General features: G+C 38.9%; 16 protein-coding genes. 6 read left to right on the top strand and 10 right to left on the bottom strand.

Annotated features, from left to right (window positions below):
• Positions 1-11 precede the first annotated feature (11 nt).
• The 3 genes from JEP36_RS04935 (at position 12) to JEP36_RS04925 (ending at position 2,503) form a co-directional block, all read left to right on the top strand.
• A complete protein-coding gene (locus JEP36_RS04935; protein ID WP_198619330.1) occupies positions 12-1,634 on the top strand; it encodes a bifunctional metallophosphatase/5'-nucleotidase in 1,623 nt (540 codons plus the stop codon).
• A 337-nt stretch (positions 1,635-1,971) separates the two neighbouring features.
• Positions 1,972-2,202, top strand: coding sequence for a ParD-like family protein (locus JEP36_RS04930; protein ID WP_004245167.1), 231 nt, complete (start codon positions 1,972-1,974; stop codon positions 2,200-2,202).
• Complete coding sequence (locus JEP36_RS04925; RefSeq protein WP_198625983.1) at positions 2,177-2,503, top strand: type II toxin-antitoxin system RelE/ParE family toxin; 327 nt, start codon at positions 2,177-2,179, stop codon at positions 2,501-2,503. Before JEP36_RS04930 ends, JEP36_RS04925 begins: the two co-directional genes overlap by 26 nt.
• 144 nt (positions 2,504-2,647) lie before the next feature.
• Here JEP36_RS04925 and JEP36_RS04920 read toward each other — a convergent pair whose 3' ends face one another.
• The 3 genes from JEP36_RS04920 to sbcD all read right to left on the bottom strand — a co-directional run bounded on the left by JEP36_RS04920 (position 2,648) and on the right by sbcD (position 8,336).
• Positions 2,648-3,247 carry a nitroreductase family protein gene (locus JEP36_RS04920; RefSeq protein ID WP_109371780.1) on the bottom strand — a complete coding sequence of 200 codons (600 nt, stop codon included), beginning with the start codon at positions 3,245-3,247 and terminating at the stop codon, positions 2,648-2,650.
• Between the two features lie 158 nt (positions 3,248-3,405).
• Positions 3,406-7,107, bottom strand: a complete 3,702-nt coding sequence (locus tag JEP36_RS04915; RefSeq protein ID WP_198629926.1) for an SbcC/MukB-like Walker B domain-containing protein — start codon at positions 7,105-7,107, stop codon at positions 3,406-3,408.
• Entirely contained in the window at positions 7,107-8,336 is a 1,230-nt protein-coding gene (gene sbcD, locus JEP36_RS04910) for an exonuclease subunit SbcD (RefSeq protein WP_198629925.1), read from the bottom strand. Before sbcD ends, JEP36_RS04915 begins: the two co-directional genes overlap by 1 nt.
• Positions 8,337-8,557: 221 nt before the next feature.
• On the opposite strand from sbcD, the gene phoB reads away from it, so the two are divergent.
• From phoB to brnQ, 3 genes are all read left to right on the top strand, one after another.
• Positions 8,558-9,247 carry a phosphate regulon transcriptional regulator PhoB gene (gene phoB, locus JEP36_RS04905; protein WP_075673984.1) on the top strand — a complete coding sequence of 230 codons (690 nt, stop codon included), beginning with the start codon at positions 8,558-8,560 and terminating at the stop codon, positions 9,245-9,247.
• Between the two features lie 23 nt (positions 9,248-9,270).
• The gene (gene phoR / locus JEP36_RS04900) at positions 9,271-10,569 is read left to right on the top strand and encodes a phosphate regulon sensor histidine kinase PhoR (protein ID WP_109371774.1); all 1,299 of its coding nucleotides are present in this window, start codon (positions 9,271-9,273) and stop codon (positions 10,567-10,569) included.
• Positions 10,570-11,047: 478 nt separating this feature from the next.
• The gene (gene brnQ / locus JEP36_RS04895; protein ID WP_198619333.1) at positions 11,048-12,385 is read left to right on the top strand and encodes a branched-chain amino acid transport system II carrier protein; all 1,338 of its coding nucleotides are present in this window, start codon (positions 11,048-11,050) and stop codon (positions 12,383-12,385) included.
• A gap of 61 nt (positions 12,386-12,446) precedes the next feature.
• On the opposite strand, the gene JEP36_RS04890 is transcribed toward brnQ, so the two are convergent.
• The 7 genes from JEP36_RS04890 to JEP36_RS04860 all read right to left on the bottom strand — a co-directional run bounded on the left by JEP36_RS04890 (position 12,447) and on the right by JEP36_RS04860 (position 19,494).
• The gene (locus JEP36_RS04890) at positions 12,447-13,733 is read right to left on the bottom strand and encodes a type II toxin-antitoxin system HipA family toxin (protein ID WP_198629924.1); all 1,287 of its coding nucleotides are present in this window, start codon (positions 13,731-13,733) and stop codon (positions 12,447-12,449) included.
• A complete protein-coding gene (locus tag JEP36_RS04885) occupies positions 13,723-14,016 on the bottom strand; it encodes a helix-turn-helix domain-containing protein (protein ID WP_198619335.1) in 294 nt (97 codons plus the stop codon). The genes JEP36_RS04890 and JEP36_RS04885 overlap by 11 nt, the downstream gene beginning before the upstream one ends.
• Before the next feature lie 116 nt (positions 14,017-14,132).
• Complete coding sequence (gene ydhT, locus JEP36_RS04880) at positions 14,133-15,098, bottom strand: protein YdhT (protein ID WP_198625988.1); 966 nt, start codon at positions 15,096-15,098, stop codon at positions 14,133-14,135.
• Positions 15,099-15,123: 25 nt separating this feature from the next.
• A complete protein-coding gene (gene phsC / locus JEP36_RS04875) occupies positions 15,124-15,921 on the bottom strand; it encodes a thiosulfate reductase cytochrome B subunit (RefSeq protein WP_198629923.1) in 798 nt (265 codons plus the stop codon).
• On the bottom strand, positions 15,918-16,589 hold the full coding sequence (locus JEP36_RS04870; RefSeq protein WP_109371766.1) for a 4Fe-4S dicluster domain-containing protein: 672 nt from the start codon (positions 16,587-16,589) through the stop codon (positions 15,918-15,920). Before JEP36_RS04870 ends, phsC begins: the two co-directional genes overlap by 4 nt.
• Positions 16,590-16,655: 66 nt before the next feature.
• Positions 16,656-17,369, bottom strand: a complete 714-nt coding sequence (locus JEP36_RS04865; protein ID WP_232799373.1) for a YdhW family putative oxidoreductase system protein — start codon at positions 17,367-17,369, stop codon at positions 16,656-16,658.
• Positions 17,370-17,391: 22 nt separating this feature from the next.
• Positions 17,392-19,494, bottom strand: a complete 2,103-nt coding sequence (locus tag JEP36_RS04860; RefSeq protein WP_109371762.1) for an aldehyde ferredoxin oxidoreductase — start codon at positions 19,492-19,494, stop codon at positions 17,392-17,394.
• Between the last annotated feature and the right edge of the window lie 26 nt (positions 19,495-19,520).

Below are 19,520 nucleotides of genomic sequence, written 5' to 3'. Positions count from 1 at the left end.
ATAAATTTTAAATGAACCATAAATATAAACTCGTTGCACTGGCAGTAAGCTCAGTCTTATTAGCTGGTTGTGCAAAGAACTACGACGAAGCTAATGTTGTTGATGTGCGTGTTATCGCAATGAACGACTTCCACGGTGCGCTAAAAGCGCCAGGTCCAAACAAACCTGGTGGCATCGAGCACATGGCAACATTAATCAAAGAAATGAAGAAAGATAACCCGAACAACATCGTTGTTGCCGCGGGTGATATGGTTGGTGCAAGCCCACTGTTATCTTCAATGTTCCATGATGAGCCTTCTATCGAAGCATTATCATTAGCAGGCTTAGAAGCAACGTCTGTGGGTAACCACGAATTTGATAAAGGCATGGGCGAGTTACTGCGTAAACAGAACGGTGGCTGCCACCCTGTGACGGGTTGCCAAGGTCCAACTGAATTTAAAGGGGCTGATTTCCAATACTTATCAGCAAACGTAACTGTTAATGAAACAGGCAAAACGTTATTCCCTGAATATGTTATCAAAGAATTTAACGGTATCCCTGTTGCATTTATCGGTGTCACACTGGAAGGTACTGCGGCAATCGTAACACCTAAAGGTACTGAAGGTTTAAGCTTCCATAACGAAGCGAAAACAATCAACGCATTAGTGCCTCAGTTAAAAGCACAAGGTGTTCAAGCGATTGGTGTGTTAATTCACGAAGGTGCTGCACAACGTCGTGACGGTGGTCCTGTGAATATCAACGCATGTAATGGTATTACGGGTAAAGTATTAGGTGTTGTTGATCAATTAGATCCTGCGATTGACTTTGTTGTGACTGGTCATACTCACCAAGCTTATAACTGTACTATCAACGGTAAATCAGTGACATCTGCGCAATCAAATGGTGCAATGTTAACGCGTATCGATCTGAAACTAGACAAAACAACAAAAGACGTTGTTGACGTTGAAGCACGTAATATTTGGGTTGATAACCGCAAATATGAAAAAGATCCAGCCGTTACCAAACTGTTAGAAGCTTACGAAAAAATCGCAACCCCATTAGCTAACCGTATCATTGGTAAGTTAGAAGGTAATTTAACGAAGCAAACTAACGACGCGGGTGAATCTGCACTGGGTCAAGTGATCGCTGATGCGCATTTATACACTGCAAAACCAAAAGATGCGGGTGGCGCACAAATCGCATTTATGAACAGCGGTGGTATTCGTGCTGATATGACTGGTGGTGACGTTTCTTATAACGCAATCTACACAGTACAGCCATTCTCTAACGTACTGTTAACTCAAACATTAACAGGTGAGCAAATCAAACGCCTGTTAGAACAACAATGGGATCGTTCACGTCCACAAGTGTTAGCAATTTCAGGTAACTTCCAGTACACATGGGATAGCAAAGCACCTAATGGCAACCGTGTTATCGTTGAATCAATGAAAATTGACGGTAAACCAGTAGATATGAAAGCGAACTACCGTGTTGTGGCTAACGAATACTTAGCAACAGGTGGTAGTAACTTCTCTGTACTGAAAGAAGGTAAAGATCCAGTTTACAGCGTGCCAGATGTTGATGCAGTCGTGAAATACTTTGCTGAGCAGTCTCCAATTGCTCAACCAAAAGCGAATAACATCACACGTAAATAACGTATTTTCATACGCCTTGTGAAAATCGCACCTCTTACGGGAGGTGCGTAAATAAATAAAGAGAGCAAAGTGTTGAACACAAAGGGTCCATCCCTACCTTTGTATTCATTACGCACTTTGCTCTTTTTTATGCTTTTTATTGGAGAATAAGTATTTTTTTAGTGAGCATGAAGGCATAAGCAACAAAGTTGGAATCTTTACAACATATCATCTGTGGTGTATTGTTGCATTTAGCGACAAAAGATTTCATTTTTTGTCGTGAGTTATTAACATAAAAATTTATAGCGTTTTAATTCTATAAAGTTGTAACACCCGATAGGTATTAGGAGTGTAAATCATGGCTATTTCCGTAAGATTAGATGAAGACTTTGTCTCTGATGCTAAAATTCATGCGGAAGCGAAAAGCAGAAGTGTTCCTAAACAAATTGAACACTGGGCTAAAATAGGGCGTATAGCTGAAGATAACCCTGATCTGCCATATAGCTTTATCGAAGAATTGTTACTGGCACAGGCGGAAGTCGAAAACAAAAAGGTTTCTCGATATGTCCGAACTACAAAAAGAGATTGATGTCTATCAGTCTGTACGATTTGAAAAGGCAATGAAAAAGTTGCCTGAATCAGATGTGAAAATTATTGAAGATGAAATTGATCAAATAATTGATAATCCATTGATTGGTGAACAGAAAAAAGGCGATCTTACTCATCTTAGAGTACATAAATTTAGGCTTAATGATTTAACGGTATTGTTAGGTTACTCATGGGTTGCAAACAAGCTTGAACTGTATTTATTGCATATAGGTTCTCATGAGAATTTCTATGATGCTCAGAAGAAACAGCGAAAGACTGATCTAAAACTGATTAAAACATAAAAGAAAGGTGGCCTAATGCCACCTTTCTTTTATGTTGTATATGGGCAAAAAAAAGCCCACAGTGGCTGTGGGCAAGGAATGAAAGTAAAAAAAAGAGGGTATTACTTATTGCTAGGGTCTTTTGTCAGATGTCTGTTCTAACACTTATTTGAAGATTTTAAAGCGTGCATCATCTTCCATATAATTCTTTTCACCAGCCTCTTGTTCAATTGAACCAAAGACCATTTGAGCTCTTAGTTTCCATGTTTTTGGCAGATCCCAAGTTGCATGAACTTCGTCATCAATAATTGGGTTGTAGTGTTGTAATGAAGCACCTACATTCTCTGCTGCTAATGCAGTCCAAACAGAGAGTTGCGCCATACCACTTGCTTGTTCTGACCATACAGGGAAGTTATCCGCATACAGTGGGAATTGTTCTTGAAGACCTTTTACGATATCAGTGTCTTCAAAATAAAGAATTGAACCTGCGCCTGCTGCAAAGCTATTAATTTTCGCTTCAGTTGCACTAAATGCTTCTGCGGGTACTAATTTTTTCAGGGTATTTTTAACGATATCCCACAGTTTTTGATGTTGTTCACCAAACAGAACAACAACACGAGATGTTTGTGAGTTAAATGCAGTTGGGCTCTCTTTAACCGCTTCTTTGATAACTTCAGTGACTCTGTCTTCGCTAATTGGAAGTTGATTACCTAAATGATAAATTGTTCTACGTTTTTTCATTAAATCAGTAAATGCGTTAGACATGATTGTCTCCTTGATAAATTTAAGCGCTTAAAGCGTGTCTTAGCTTGAGCTAATCTATGGACATACTATAGGGCTTAGTAGTGATTTATTGATATATAAAAAATTTAATCAGTTACGTCAAAATATTCGACCTAGTTTTTAACGACTTGATTTAGATTCTATTTATCTACATATCTAAACTCAGGAGCAAGCTGGCTAATACCTAATCCTCCCGCTTTCTTCACTTTAATTTGCACTGGAATGCGCTCTTTCATGGCTTCTACGTGACTAATTACGCCAATAATTTTTCCAGATGCGTTAAGGCTATCAAGAGCGTCTAATGCAATATCTAAGGTATCAGGATCTAATGTGCCAAAGCCTTCATCTAGAAATAGTGATTCGATTTGAGTTTTGTTACTGACCAAATCTGAAAGCGCTAAGGCGAGCGATAAGCTGACTAAAAAACTTTCGCCACCAGAGAGCGTGCGAGTATCCCGTAGCGCATCAGCTTGCCATGTATCGGCAATTTGTAATTCAAGGCTTGCCGGTGTTTTACGTTGCAAGAAATAACGACCATGAAGCTTTTCTAAACGACGATTAGCCAAATAAATTAGATGATCAAGCGTTAAGCCTTGAGCAAAACGGCTGAACTTATCTCCTGATGCAGATCCCACCAATTCGTTTAAGTAACTCCAATCATCAAAGTGAGATTGCTGTTTCGTTATTTTGTCGAGTAAGGCTTGTTGTTCTTTGCGTTTTTCTTCATCAGTACGCAGCTGCTCTTGAATGCGGAATTTGGTTTCTTGTATATGAGCCAGCTGTGTTTCTAGTGCTAATAAATGTGTAGTGATTTGTTCAATATTTTGCTCAGTCGATAACAACGGTTGTTGTAACAAGTGCTGCTGATATGCCTTTTCTTGAGTGTCTAAGCGAGTTTTTTCTTGCAATAATCTATCAAGTCGTTGTTTTTGCTGTTCTTGTAAACAGTTTCTTTCTTCGACTGATAACAGAGAGGCTAAAAATGCATTTTCATCAGCAAACGGACTGTTTTTTAACGCATGTTGATATTGTTCAATAATGTTTTGTGAACGCGTTTGTAACCGTTGTAGTGATTTTTCATTTTCCTGATATTGACCAATAAGCTGATTTAAACGGATTTCTAGTCGGTTTTTTTCTTCGCTATATTGCTCAATTTGTTTTTGTAACAATTGACTCTGTTTATCTAATTCATTACGCGCATCTTCGGTGGTTTGTGTCCCGAATAACGCTTGGCGTTGTGCTTTGAGCTGTTCTTGTTGCTGATGTAGTTGTTGTAAATGGATTAAAACAGCATCAAGTTCTTTTTGAATTTCAGATAAATAGCGTTTTCTTTCTTGCAGTGTTGATAACAATTCGCGGATTGTTTGTTGTAATTCGTGATGTGTTTTTAAGGTTGATTGATATTGTTGGCTCTCTTTTTTACGCGCAATAAGCCATTGAATTTTATCTTCACATTCCTGTAATTCATAACCTTGTTGTTTGACAAGAGATTGAAGTTCCTGAGTTAACTGGGTTTGTTGTTGAAGATATTGCGTTGTTTGTTGTTGTTTATTGATGACTTCTTTTTGTTGTTGCGCAAATTCATTTTGCTGATGAAGGATCGCTTGCTGTTGTTGATTAAATTGCTCTTTGGTATCAGATAGCAGTTTGTATTCTTGCTGAATTTTGGTTTCTAACGCTTTATAGCTGGATTGTTTTTGTGTGAGTAAATTATCTTTTTTCTCAAGCTCTGCATCCAATTTAGCCAAAGCATCTTCTTCGCAATCAACATCAGGTAATGTGTGCGTTTGTGCTAAAGTTCGCCATTGTTGTTTTAATGTCGCTATATCTTGGGTGAGTTGCTCAAGATCTTCATTAAGCTTTTCGTTTTGAGCTTGATAGCCAGCACACTGTGTTTTTTGTTCCACTAACTCTATAGTTAATGCATGTACTTGCTGTGTTAAGGTATCTAACCGTAATTTTGTTTCATCAGTTTGAATTTCTTTATATTTTTCAACATAAGGATGCTCGGTCGAACCACAAACAGGACATGGGGTATCTTTAACTAAACGTTGTCTCTCTTCTTCATATTCTGCTAACTTTCGTATTAGCAGATAATTATCGTTTAAGTCTTTAAGATGTTGTTCTTTCTCTTTTAAAGCAATGTCATTTTTATGGATGCTTTCAGTCAGCATTGCTATTTTTTGCTGATTTTCTGAATAGCTTTTTTGGTATTGATATTCAGTTTTGATATTGCGTTGTAATTGGGTTTGTAATCCCATTAGTTTAGCAAGTGCATTTCGTTGTTGTGAAATTTGTTGCAAACGATAAGGGATATCCGCAATAGCATCAGCTTTATTTTGTTGCTCAAGTTGTGTTTGTAATTCGCTTAATTGTTGTTGCTGTAAGTTAAGATTGTACTGTTGCACTTCTAGCGCTTTGGTCGTTTTTTCTAATTCGAGTTTAAGTAAGCATTCTTTTTCTTGTTCAGCTTTTTCACTTTTCTGGCTAATTAGATATTTCTCTGTAATTTCATCATATTGCTCAAAATAACGTTGCCATAACGGTAAATTTTCAGCCAGTTGAGCATGAGCTATATGCTGATTTAAATATTCGTCTAATTCATTAAATTGTTTTTGTGAGCCAGCTAATTTGGCTTCTGTTAACTGTATTTTTTCCAGATATTCTGATTGCGTTTTTTCTAGCGTATTTTTTTGCTGTGTTTTTACTGAAATATCTTGTTGTAGCAAGATTAACTGATTATCTAATGGTGCTACTTTTTCACGTATAAGCTGCAATATTTGCTGTTTTTTTTCATCGTGCTGTTTAAATGTGTTACGAGCCTCGATTAAATGCTGATTAATAGGTTGGCTCTGTTGTTCAATAAGCTGTTTTTCTGCTGTTAGTGTTGAGAGTTGTGACTCAATATAGGTTTGTTCTTTTAATAGACGATCCTTTTCATCATAAATTGGGCGGATTTTTTCTGCTGGTTCGCTATTTTCAAGACGTTGAATATCGGGTTTGGCAGCAATTAACGCTTCTTGTGCTAAGTTAACTTCGGTTTGTGCTAATACTTTGTTTTTATTAAGTTCAGTTTCTTTTTCTTGCCACTGTTTTGCTGCTTGATATTCCTGCTGTTCTTTTTGTAATCGGCTCTCTTTGGCAAAAAGATCGGTTTGTTCAGTTAATAATGCTTGGCGAGCATTTTCATCTAATAACGCCATCATTTCGGCTTGCTGTTTTAGTGTTTTTAATGCTTGTTCTTCTTCACGCCAATGTTTAAAGATAGATTGGGAGATATGGCGATAAATATCTGTGCCAGTGAGTTCTTCGAGTAATTCAGCACGAGATTTATCATCTGCATTTAAAAAAGCCGCGAATTGTCCTTGAGAAAGCAACATAGATTTAGTGAAACGATCAAAATCAAGGCCTGTAATATTAATGATCATCTCTTTCACTTGGCTTATTTTGCTTGCTAATATTTTGTCTTCGCCTCCTGTTGTATTTATTTTAACAAGTTCAGCCTGTGGCGCTTGAAGATTGCCATCTTCTTTATAATTAGCTCGGCGTTGTTCCCAAAATGCTCGATAAGCCACACCTTTGACTTCAAATTCGACTTCGGTCAAACACTCTGCGGTATGACGTGTCATTAATTCATTTTGTGATTGCGTGACTTTATCTAATCGTGGAGTTCTATGATAAAGCGCCAAACTAATCGCATCTAACAGCGTGGTTTTTCCTGCACCCGTGGGGCCTGTAATGGCAAATAATCCATTGCTGATAAAAGGCTCTTGGTTAAAGTTAATCTTCCACTCGCCTTTTAAGGAGTTAATATTTTTAAATCGCAGACTTAAGATTTTCATTATGCTTCGTTATCCTCTTTCTCTGCCATTTCAACTGCTTGTTTAAATAATGTTGTTAAACGAGTTTTAGTTTCTTCTGAATCAAACTCATGCTGTTCTAAACGTCTTTCAAAAACATCATAAACGGTTAATTCGGTCAGTGTTTCGTTCTCATTTTGAGTGAACGCTTGGCGTTGTTTTCTCGCTCTTCTTAATAAGATCACATCAAAAAGCGGATCGTTAGTTAGCTCTTGAATACGGGTTTGTATATCACTGAGATAATCTTGTGTTGAAACTTCGATATCCAACCAAATAGTGGTATCTATTTCACCGTATTGTTTTTTTAAATCCTCAAGTTGTATCGCTATCTCTTTTAATGAACCACTGATAGTGCGTAGTAACTGAAATTCAGGAATAGGTAATAGTGTGAGGTTAGTTAATTTTTCTTGCTCAAAGTCGATAAGACAGACACTTTTCTGTTGTCCGCATTCATCAAAACTTAACGGAATAGGGGAGCCACTATAACGAATATGACCTGATTTATTCACCACTTGAGGGCGATGAATATGACCAAGAGCAATATAGTCAAATTCAGGAAATAGGGTTGCTGAAAAGGCTTCTAAGGTGCCGATATGAATTTCACGGACGGAATCGGTCACACTCGCTCCAATTGTGGTGAGATGACCCGTTGCAATAATGGGAATATCGACATTTAATTGCTGACGTAATTCGAGAGCTGCTTGATATTGAGCTTGATAATATTCAGCAATCGCTTCTTTTAAGGCTGTTTGTTTTTCAGCACCTGATTGCCCACTTTTACTGCTGATCATGTCTCTAGGACGTAGATAAGGGATTGCACAAAGTAATGCTCCTGGAGTGTTATCTTTTTGAGGAAGAATTAACGGAGCTTGTGGTGTTTCAGCATGAACATTGGCAATAACGGTCGTATTTAAACACGCCAACAGTGATTTTGATTCATTTAGTGTTGCCACCGAATCGTGATTACCACCTAGAATAACGAGCTGACATTGTGTATCTCTAATAGCAACAACAAAACGGTTATAAAGCTCTCGGGCATAGCTTGGAGGGGAGCCAGTATCAAAAATATCACCCGCAACAATCAGAGCATCGACTTGGTAATGTTTAATTTGTGCTAATAACCAATCAAGAAACTGTTGGTGTTCTTTAGCTCGAGTCTTAGTAAAAAAATATTGCCCTAAATGCCAGTCTGATGTGTGAATAATCCGCATTGCTATCCCTCTTTTTTATCTGGTGAAGAGTATAGCGCACCTTGCTTTTTTAGTGAAAACTCAACAATAACTCCCTTTTTTGAGTGATATTTCACCAAAAAATGATTTATTTACCTTAACAACGGGGATCTATTTCAGTAATGTTAAGGCTAGTCATAAATCTGTCATAAAAGTGCATCATAATCATTTTGACCCTCTATATACATTACACAGGATAGAGTATGGCAAGGCGTATTCTTGTTGTTGAAGATGAGACCGCAATTCGAGAGATGATCTGTTTTGTTTTGGAACAAAATGGTTTTCAACCTATTGAAGCAGAAGACTATGATTCTGCATTGAGTTTTCTTATCGACCCTTACCCTGATCTGGTTTTATTAGATTGGATGATCCCTGGTGGATCAGGCTTGCAGGTAATAAAACAGATGAAGCGGGAAAGTAATACCCGTGATATTCCCATTATTATGCTAACGGCAAAAGGGGAAGAAGAAGATAAAGTCCAAGGCCTAGAGACGGGTGCTGATGATTATGTTATCAAACCGTTTTCACCTAAAGAGCTTGTTGCCCGAGTGAAGGCGATTTTACGGCGTTTATCACCGATGTCAGCGGAAGATGTTATTGAATTCAATGGACTCGGTCTTGATCCTGTTTCTCATCGAGTGACAAGTCAAGATAAGCCGATTGATATGGGCCCCACCGAATTTAAACTCCTACACTTTTTTATGACACATCCTGAACGCGTATATAGCAGAGAACAGCTGCTAAACTACGTTTGGGGAACCAATGTTTATGTCGAAGACCGTACTGTTGATGTGCATATTCGTCGTTTACGTAAGGCTATTGAAGAAGATGGCCATGACAGAATGATACAGACAGTACGTGGAACGGGATATCGTTTTTCTGCCCGTTTCTAAGTCAATATGGGAGTAATCGTCAGGTGTTAGAACGACTATCGTGGAAAGCCCTCGTTTGGGGGCTATGTCTATTTTGCTTGCCTGCCTTTATATTATCGCTTTTTATTGGGCATCTTCCTTGGTTGCTGGTGGCATCGCTTCTCAGCGCCCTTGTGTGGCATGCCTATAATTTGCTGAAATTATCTAAATGGTTATGGTTAGATCGCTCTGTATTGCCTCCGGAAGGGAGAGGGGGATGGGAGCCTATTTTTTATGGTATTCGACAGACCCAACAACGTAATCGTAAACGACGCAGAGAATTAGGCGACTTAATTAAACGTTTTAGAAGTGGGGCTGAAAGTTTACCCGATGCTGTTGTGATGATGACAAATGAAGGGAATATTTTTTGGTGTAATAGTCTAGCTCAACATCTATTAGGCTTTCGTTGGCCTGATGATAATGGGCAAAATATTTTTAACTTATTACGTTATCCTGATTTTTTGCACTATTTTACCGCAGGTGATTTTAGTCGCCCCTTAACTATTTCACTAAATAATGGCTCTATTGTTGAGTTTCGTGTGATGCCATATAGCGAAGATCAACGCTTGATGGTGGCGCGCGATGTAACAGAAAAAAATAAACTAGAAAACTCACGACGTGATTTTTTTGCTAATGTCAGTCATGAGCTAAGAACACCACTAACCGTTATTCAAGGTTATCTTGAGATGATGGAAGAAAATAGTGTAGCAAAACCCGCAGAGCATAAGGCTATCGTTACGATGCAAGAGCAGGCTAAACGTATGGATACGCTTGTTCAGCAACTCTTACAGCTTTCTCGTATCGAATCCGCTCCTCATATTGATTTAAACAAAATTGTTGATATTCCTGCCATTTTGGCTTTATTACAACAAGAAGCGAACTCACTAAGCCAAGGTCAACATCAGATTGTTTTTGATGTTGATGAAGAGTGGGCTGTTCGTGGTAATGAAGAGCAATTGCGTAGTGCTGTTTCTAATTTAGTGTATAACGCCATTAATCACACTGAAGAGGGCACAACAATCAAAGTGAGTTGGAAGAAAATACCCCAAGGTATGTTATTTAGTGTTTCAGATAATGGGGCGGGGATCAGCGCTGAACACTTAACACGTTTAACAGAGCGTTTTTATCGCGTAGATAAAGCTCGCTCTCGTCATTCTGGCGGTACTGGTTTAGGTTTGGCGATTGTGAAAAAATCGTTGCTTCATCATCACTCTCAATTGAATATTGAAAGTAAAGTAGGTGTTGGGAGTACGTTCTCTTTTATCCTTCCTCAAACATTGCTTACTGCTAAAAAAACACACTAGCAGAATGTCTTTTTTAAAGCCTTTATCACTTCTATTCAATCAGTGATAAAGGTTTTTTTGTCCTTTTTTAATCTTTTTAATATCAATAAAAACTAATATCGTAGCGTTAAATTTTAATATTATTAATTAATGGTAACTTTAAATGACGCTAATATTCAACATTATTGGTGATAAAATGCACAAATCATATCATGCATATTTGATGATATATGACAGTTATAACTAGCTCTGAAAAATAGTTTAGATGATTCTTCTGGTTTTTAGATTGGCTATTGCCTTTTTTCATTATAAAAGTTTTACTTGTGACCAGTTATCGGCAATTTTTTCTATTTAGCACCTAATTGCTCTACATGAAATGATTATATATGGATATTATCCTGAATAATGATGGTATGAGCCTAAATAGACATTGTTGATTTTATGTTGCGCTATATTGGCGTAATTTAACCATTATTGTAACTATATATTAACAAAACTTATGGCACATAGATTAACTTCCAGAGATATTCTGGCATTAGGGTTTATGACATTCGCCCTCTTTGTTGGCGCTGGCAACATTATTTTTCCTCCAATGGTGGGGTTACAATCAGGCGAATTTGTTTGGACAGCAGCAATTGGCTTTTTGATCACAGGGGTAGGTTTACCTGTTTTAACGGTTGTCGCATTAGCAAAAGTCGGTGGTGGTATCGAGGCATTAAGCACACCTATTGGTAAATCAATGGGATTATTATTAGCTATTGTTGCCTATCTTGCTGTTGGACCTCTTTTCGCAACTCCTCGTACTGCAACGGTTTCTTTTAAAGTGGGTATTGCCCCTTTAGTGGGTGATACAGAAATGTCATTGCTGATTTATAGCATTGCCTATTTCTTAATTGTGATTGGTATTTCACTTTATCCCGGTAAGTTATTAGATAGTGTTGGTCATATTCTTGCGCCTATTAAAATTCTGGCATTAGCAGTATTAGGTGTGGCTGCGGTGTTTTGGCCTGCTGGTGGCGTGATCCCTGCCACAGATGCTTATCGTGAAATGGCTTTCACTCAAGGGTTTATCAATGGTTATCTCACCATGGATACCTTGGGGGCGATGGTTTTTGGTATCGTGATTGTTAATGCTGCCCGCTCTCGTGGAATAGATAACTCTTCATTATTAACACGTTACACTATGTGGGCGGGTATTATTGCGGGCGTATTATTAACAGCTATTTACTTAAGCTTGTTTAAATTAGGCTCTAGCAGTGGGAGCATTATTCCAGGGGCGCAAGATGGTGCTGATATTTTACACGCCTATGTTCAGTACACTTTTGGTGACTTCGGTAGCTTCTTCCTTGCTCTACTGATTTTCTTAGCCTGTATGGTGACGGCAGTTGGTTTAACTTGTGCATGTGCTGAATTTTTTAGCCGTTATTTGCCCATCTCTTACCGTACATTAGTGTTGATTTTAGCGATATTCTCAGCGGTTGTTTCAAACTTAGGATTAAGTAAACTGATTGCGTTTTCGATTCCTGTGCTGATTATGATTTATCCACCTTGTATTGTGATTATTTTGATGAGTTTCACTTTACGTCTGTGGAATAATCCAAGCCGTATTATCGCGCCAGCGATGGCTGTTAGCTTATTTTTCGGTATTTTTGATGCAATAAAAGCCTCTGATTATCTGAAACATTTATTACCAGAGTGGGCAACTAAATTGCCATTAAGTGAGCAGGGATTAGCATGGCTCATTCCTGTATTGGTGACAATTGTTGTGTGTGGTATTTACGATAAGGTTGCAGGCTCACCGAGTAAAAAAGTGATCCAGACTGAAGTGACTAAATAAGCGATAAAGCACATTGATTTAAACATAAAAAGGGAAACGAAAGTTTCCCTTTTTGTTGGAATTAAAGTAAGTGCTGGTTCTCTTTTAAACGGTCAGCCAGTGTTTTTTCTATATCTGTTTGTACTAATTTTGATACATCATATTCTTTGGCAAGTGATGAGAATCGAGCAATAACATCAACGGTATGATGAATATACGCTTGTGCTTGTTGCCAACTTTCAAAACCAGCTATTTCAGCAAGCTGCTTTATTGTATTTAATGGTGGCTTTTTACCATACCCGCCAAATGAAGTGATATGCTCATTTCTTGGATTGGGGTTATAGGTCACATCATAAAAAGGTGCCGACTCCCAGTGCCCATCATCATATTGTAGAAATGACCAGTTTTTACTGTGATCATCTTGATTAGAAGCGAATAGATTAAAAATAGCTCGTCTAAACTGGAGTTGTCCGGCTGAAACTGATTTGCATAGTACGCGGTTTACTTTGATTAAATCTTCGTAATCCAAAGAAGGTAGCCTAAAATCAGCATCTAATAATCCGCATGCACTGTGCATGATTAAACGCCCTGATTTACCTGAGCTATTTGTGACACGATCAAAGCGTTTTAGCGCTAACCAAGATTTTCCATCACTGTTTTTAGGAACATCAATAAGTTGCCATTGTGGGGGATTGAGCTCTAGCTCTTTTGCTAGGATGAGATAGATCGCTTCACATAGCCCTTCATCGTGGCCAAGAGGTAAGTTCTTAGACGTAAATTTGATCAGCCATGATTCATCACCTTCTTCTTCATACGTTTTACATTGATTAAAATCCCCTTGCTTAAAATAAAGCAACGCTTTAGGTCTAGCTCCGCCGGAGCTACCAACAATAGCAAGTTCAGATAAAACAATTTCCGTTTGACCATCAAATACAGCTTGTGCTTCTAAACCTAAATTAATTAAATCAACTTCAAACTGTTCATCTATTTGATAGTCAGAGACTGGTAAATAAGATAATCCTCCCATACCTTTATTACCAACAAAGGCTAACCTATCCATCGTTGTAATTTCATGCGGTTGTATACCATGTTGGCGGAATATTCTATCTTGCAATAAGCGTCCCCATCCATCAGGTAAACTATCTGAGAAAAGCCCTTGCAAATTGCCATGAGGTTTTTTAGGTGCTATTTGTAAATCCGTATTATTCTGTAGATTAAAAGGTGAACTATTACCAAATTGTGTTAGGTAATGCGCATCATATTGAAAAAATACACCACTATGGTTTTGTACCAATGTTCCCATTAAAACAGAGTCACCTGTAGATAACGTCCGTGTCACATTTAGCTTTTGGATTGGCTTAAAACTCATCTTGTAATACCTCTTCAATAGTCCTTGGCATACGTGGTTTATTCACTTTCTTAGGATCAACAACCGCATAAAGATTATTTAAATCATCAAGGCATTGCCAAAGTAACAGTAACTGGCGTAGTGAAATTTTACCTTGTAATTCAAACTTTTTGATAGTTGAAGCAGGAACTGTACTACGCTCGGCAAGTTGTTCGCGTGACCATTTTTCTTTTTCACGCAACTTTCGTAAATGAGAGGCAAAGGCTCGACTAACATCGAGATCAGTAAGTAATGTGAGTTTCATTTGTTAGCCTCAAATAGATACTATAATGTCTAATTATAGCAAAAAATAGCTATTTTGGACATTATAGTATCTATTTGATTTAAGAGTAGAGCAAACAGTTTAGCTTAGATTGCTCATTAATTTTTATCTGTAGAATACTGTTTTTCTGCCACAGGCTGTTGGTTTTCATCTAAATAATAATGAACTCCAGCAACAATATCATCTTCACCTTCATAGAAAATTTTAAAACGAGTACGATTGCCATCATGATAAGCAATAACTGCACTACCGCCTTTTCCTAAGCAGAATTGATGTAGATTACCTGTTGAGATACAAATACTGTCGTCGCCAGATACCGTGACTTTACAATTATCACCAGTATTAATCGCGACAGAGTTTTGTCCGGTTACGTTGATTTGTGCTAAATCACCTGTGTTAGTGACTTTTGCTCGATCTTGCGAGGCAGTAATAAAATTACGCATGCCACTGTTTGCGATATGAACACCATTACCAGAGGCATAAATTTTGACATCATTGCCGCTATTACAAATGCGAGAGCGTCCACCTAAGCTGCCAATACGACATTGATTACCCGTATTACATACTTTTCCTGCAAAACCCGTATTCATCAATTGATTACTATAACCTGTGTTGGCAATGCTGTTTTCATCGCCAGAAAAAGCCACAATATTATTACTCCCACACAAAGCAAGATCGGTACTTAATTGCTGACTTTTTAAGATCAATTGATGCCATTCGGTAGAAAATTGAATATTTTCAGATGTTGGCAAAGTATTGTGATATGGCAGGCGTTGTAATGACACGCCTTGTTGTTCATTGCCGAGCAGGAACAAGATGTTTTCCATGACTTCTTGTTCCTGTTTGGCAAAGGATGCTTCACTAAAATGACGTAAATAAATATATTGAATAAAACTCTCTATCCACTGTGTACGGCGCTGTTTTATTAACTCACTATGGATAGCACTGTAAGTGCCTCCATCAGGAAAATAACGTAAAAACCAACGATAAAGTGAAGTTGAAACATGCAGTTGTCGTAAGTCTTCTTTTGTTAATGTGATATTTTCCTTTGAAGGGACTGACATATAAGCTCCTTAATCCATGTATCAATTAGTGTCTGTGGTAACCGTCAACCATACTGCGAAATGTTTGGAACGGGGTTCTGCCTGTCGTACACAGATACAGGTGACCAAGAATAAAAAAGACACTACATACGGCTAATACTTGGTGTGCGATCAATAGCCATGCTTTAAACATCACTGCATCAGCAGGAATAAATGCTGGATTTTGCAGTAAAACGCCCGTTATCAAAAGGAGTGGGACTAATGCGTACATCACACCTAAATAAGCCATTTGTTGCAGTGGATTAAATTTAACATTCGGTGTTGCTGGGAAGGGGTGATCTTCGCCTTTGATAATGCCGTAGAGGTAAAAACGAACTTGCATTAAGGTGCGTTGTAACCAATTTTTGCCATCAATGCGGTAAAACTTGCCATTACCACCAACAAGGTTAATCAGTACGAAGGATAACCAGCAAACTAATAGTAGATAACCACAGATTTCATGCACGCTAACTAATAATGCCGTATCGTGTGCAGAAAGTAGGGCGAAATGGTTAATGCCACCACTGAGAAGCAACAGAATAAATAAAGAGGCATTACTCCAGTGCCACAAACGCACTGCTTTAGAGTAAAGATAGAGCTTCTCTTCTTTATGAGACTCACCGTGTGGTGTGGCAAAGCGATAACGCAAGAAGCTATGCAGTGCGAGAACAAGCAACATCCCCACTAAGAGCACCCCTGCAACAATTAACCAAAGTGGTAAATAGTCAGGCGTATAGATTAAGACATACTCTTTTAGTGAGGCTTGAAATTGCTCGGCATTTGGCATGATATTAACTGCACTCATACTTTACCCTCCTCTTGAGAATGAGGCCCTACACGACGATAGAGATGTGGTTTTCCTACGCCATCGAGTTGATAGATATAGTAATCATGTGTTTTGAGCCATTCTTGAATTTGAGGGCTGTCTTCTCTACCAAATAACAAGGCATTTTGTGGACAAGCGCTCACACAAATCGGTGGGAAACCTTTTTGTAATCGAGACTCAAGACAAAAATCACATTTATCAGCAACATGTGTCACAGGGTTAAGATAACGGACTTGGTATGGGCATGCTGATATACAATAGCTACAACCAATACATTTCTCTTTATTAACACGAACAATGCCATTGGTTTCATCACGCCAAGAAGCACCCGTAGGACAAACTGGGATACAAGGGGCGTCTTCACATTGCTGGCAAGAGTGTCTAAAGAAATGGTATTTATCGTTATCTTCTTTGAGGCTTAATGGAATATGAGCAATATCCATTCGAGCCATTCCATTGGGTACTTTATTTAATCGACGACATGCAGTGGCACAGATATTACAGCCATTACAGAGCGTCTCATCGTGGATCATGGCATAGCGGATAGGTTTTTTTTCTGCAGTTGCTGCAAGCGCACTTCCTAGTGGCGCACTGAAAAAAATGACCGATCCCATACCTGCTACAAATTTACGGCGAGAAACACGCATTATTTTTGCTCCTCAGTCTGATGATGTTGTAATACCCACATCGAATTTCGTTGATAAGGCAGAACGTTAAGGATTTTCATGTTGTTCTACCTCAATCCATTCAGTTAAGCCTCGTGCTTTGCCGTAACTCATTAACGTATTGCTAAAGAGATAAGGGGCATCGTTGGACGCTAAAACTTGCTGAATATCCTGAAAATCAGGGTGAGTTTTCATCAGTGTCAGTGCATCTTCAATCTCTGAAGCCGTGTACTGAAAAGGTTCAGACATCAACATGCTTTGTTTCAATGGTCGAGGATAGGTTTCACATTCAAAACGAACCACACCTGCAATTGCTGTACAAATATCCGCATAGCGGTTTAGTAATTGCAGTTGTGCGAAGTTATCTGACATAAATTCATCTGAGTAGAAATAATCCTCGCCATTGAGACTTAAATGGGCGATATCAATAAACTCGTCGCTCTTTAACGCGGTTTCTAACTGCGCAATATCTTCTTCTGTTAGAGAATAGGGCGCATCATACAGCGTTGAAATTGCTAATAGTTCACCTTCTTTTGAACATTGACGTATCGCATTCGCTAGATGTTGTTCGGCAGATAATTCTGCTATCTCTGCAACGGGTTCTTCTACGATATCCGTTGAGGTGTTAGCACTACGTCCAACACCAGTTTCTGATAGTGGCAGTAACCAACGGCGACGAGAAATATCAGGTTGCTCTAAAGCAATATCTGCATCATCAGCGATATCTTGTGGTATAGAAGCCGATGCACTTTGTTCTATCATCATGATCTCCTTCTTTTACCTATTAACTTGGTAATAAACCACGAGACGCTAAATCATCTGCAACATCTTGTAATCCAAGGCGAACTAAAGTTTCTTTTGTTGGGCAACCTAATTTAGGGTCCCAGCCCATTTCTTCATAGAACATGGTGAGAGAAAGCTGCATATCTTCTCTGTCCATTTTGTCTGTACCTTCAGTAAAGACAGGAATATCAGGATCTTTATCAAATACCCATGAACAGATTTGGTCATGCTCATTGCGCATATCCATAGTGTTCATTAATTTAACGGTATAAGCACGGTGTAAGGTGAAGATACGCTCTGAGGCTAAATCCAAATCTTTAGATGTGGTTGGTTCACCTGTGATCGCCGTGAAGAATTTGGCTTCCATTTCAAGATCACCACGATAGTTACGGCTCTTATGAGGGGAAACCGTCATCGGCCATACCCAGTTACATAAAGTGACGGCATCGTGTAAGCAACTACGTAAGAGAGTCCATTTGGTATAAGCAATTTTTGCTTTATTAATTGGTGTGTAGTTTTTGGTTTCATCAAAAGCATCACCAGAGCCAAATAGCTCACCTGCAATCTCTTTTTGCAATTTCAGCGGTAAACCACTACCGATATAGTTGATATGGGTATGTGTCATCGCGTCGCGGTTAAACATACAGTTAACGATAGAACCAACTTGTGCAGAGGCTTCATTGGCGTGGTGAATTGGGAAGCCCATTGGTGACCAAAGTTTATTTTTCTTGTTACCCCAATACTCTTCACCTAAATTCCAACGCTGAGCCATCAGGTAAGATCCATCGGCAAGGTGGCTAAATTCACCTTTACGATGCGCTAAACGGTAATAGAAATCTTTGATAAATTCTGGGTTACCTTCTTCCAGTTTATCCCAAGGAATATCGTTATATTCTTCTTCAGAAAGCACACGTTTAAAGACGCCGTGGGTATAACAATAAGTGAAGTCACGATGGAGTTGACCGTAGTTACACCATAATCCCATATCATCAAAAATATTCAGACCAACAAGATTACCAACAACGTTGCCATCCCCTTTTTTCTCAACATCTTTAGGGCCATTAGGGAAAATGGTGGTGTGAACAAAGTTTGCAACGCAGGTATTACCCCCAGTTTGCGGTACACCAAATTTTTTCGCTTGTGGAACATTAAGCTGCGCCATACAACGAATAGGACAAGAGTGGCAACCTCCCATTTTGACCGTGTATTCTTCAGCTTCAGGACCAAGGTCAAAGGTGGATTTCATGGTTCTAAAACCAACGGTATTGATATCACCAGGAGGAATTTCACCCGTTTCGATAGGTCCGCCTTCAGCCGCACCCCAGAAAAGTCCTTTGCGTGCAGTCCAGCGAGAACCTGGATGAGAATATTCAGCCCATGATTGTGGTGTGCTTGGTACAACGTGGTTATTATTAGAACCAATTAATTGCGTCATCATGTAGTCGTTAAGTTCTTTTAACGCTTTACGATCTGCAACGTTAACGCCTCGGCTACCTTCGACAACAATCGCTTTTAATTTTTTTGCGCCTAACACTGCACCAACACCCGCACCACCACTGTGATTACGGCTATTAATAATGCCAGATAACGGGACTAAGTTTTCACCCGCAGGACCAATTGCGGCAACACAGGCTTCAGGGCTAGTTTGCGCGCACAGCTCTTCTGTGGTTTGACGAACGCCTTTACCCCATAAGAAAGAGGCATCTTCAATAGAAACTTGGTCATCATCAATATGGATCCAAACAGGTTTATCTGATTTACCTTCAATAATCAGAGAGTCATAGCCTGCAAACTTCATCCATGCTGCGAAAAACCCACCCATATGAGCGTCAACAACGAGGTTGCCACGAGTAAAGGTGGAAAGAGAGGTGATATTGACGCGAGAGCTACAAGGTGCGCCAGATCCAGTTAAAGGACCTACTGCAAAAACAACTTTGTTTTCTTCATCAAAAGGTTTAACGCCGGGAGCAACCTCTTCGTACATGATTTTGTAGCCAAAGCCCATACCACCAATCAAGAATTTATACTTGCTTGAGCTTTCACGAGTGATGGCACCGGTAGTTAAATTGATTCTTAGAATATTTCCAGTCCAGCCGTTAGTCATAATATTGCTTCCTAATCTAAATGTGG

Origin of the sequence: Proteus sp. PR00208, from assembly GCF_016238545.1 — a bacterium.
Classification (GTDB): Bacteria; Pseudomonadota; Gammaproteobacteria; order Enterobacterales; family Enterobacteriaceae; genus Proteus.
Note: the sequence above shows the minus strand (reverse complement) of the source record. Positions and strands in the feature narration are given on the sequence as shown.

Coding starts and splice junctions, on each gene's coding strand:
- JEP36_RS04885 (WP_198619335.1), bottom strand. CDS start 14,016: ATGAAACTCACATTACTTACTGATCTCGATGTTAGTCGAGCCTTTGCC.
- JEP36_RS04915 (WP_198629926.1), bottom strand. CDS start 7,107: ATGAAAATCTTAAGTCTGCGATTTAAAAATATTAACTCCTTAAAAGGC.
- JEP36_RS04865 (WP_232799373.1), bottom strand. CDS start 17,369: ATGATAGAACAAAGTGCATCGGCTTCTATACCACAAGATATCGCTGAT.
- sbcD (WP_198629925.1), bottom strand. CDS start 8,336: ATGCGGATTATTCACACATCAGACTGGCATTTAGGGCAATATTTTTTT.
- JEP36_RS04920 (WP_109371780.1), bottom strand. CDS start 3,247: ATGTCTAACGCATTTACTGATTTAATGAAAAAACGTAGAACAATTTAT.
- phoB (WP_075673984.1), top strand. CDS start 8,558: ATGGCAAGGCGTATTCTTGTTGTTGAAGATGAGACCGCAATTCGAGAG.
- phsC (WP_198629923.1), bottom strand. CDS start 15,921: ATGAGTGCAGTTAATATCATGCCAAATGCCGAGCAATTTCAAGCCTCA.
- JEP36_RS04860 (WP_109371762.1), bottom strand. CDS start 19,494: ATGACTAACGGCTGGACTGGAAATATTCTAAGAATCAATTTAACTACC.
- JEP36_RS04930 (WP_004245167.1), top strand. CDS start 1,972: ATGGCTATTTCCGTAAGATTAGATGAAGACTTTGTCTCTGATGCTAAA.
- brnQ (WP_198619333.1), top strand. CDS start 11,048: ATGGCACATAGATTAACTTCCAGAGATATTCTGGCATTAGGGTTTATG.
- JEP36_RS04890 (WP_198629924.1), bottom strand. CDS start 13,733: ATGAGTTTTAAGCCAATCCAAAAGCTAAATGTGACACGGACGTTATCT.
- ydhT (WP_198625988.1), bottom strand. CDS start 15,098: ATGTCAGTCCCTTCAAAGGAAAATATCACATTAACAAAAGAAGACTTA.
- JEP36_RS04925 (WP_198625983.1), top strand. CDS start 2,177: ATGTCCGAACTACAAAAAGAGATTGATGTCTATCAGTCTGTACGATTT.
- JEP36_RS04935 (WP_198619330.1), top strand. CDS start 12: ATGAACCATAAATATAAACTCGTTGCACTGGCAGTAAGCTCAGTCTTA.
- JEP36_RS04870 (WP_109371766.1), bottom strand. CDS start 16,589: ATGCGTGTTTCTCGCCGTAAATTTGTAGCAGGTATGGGATCGGTCATT.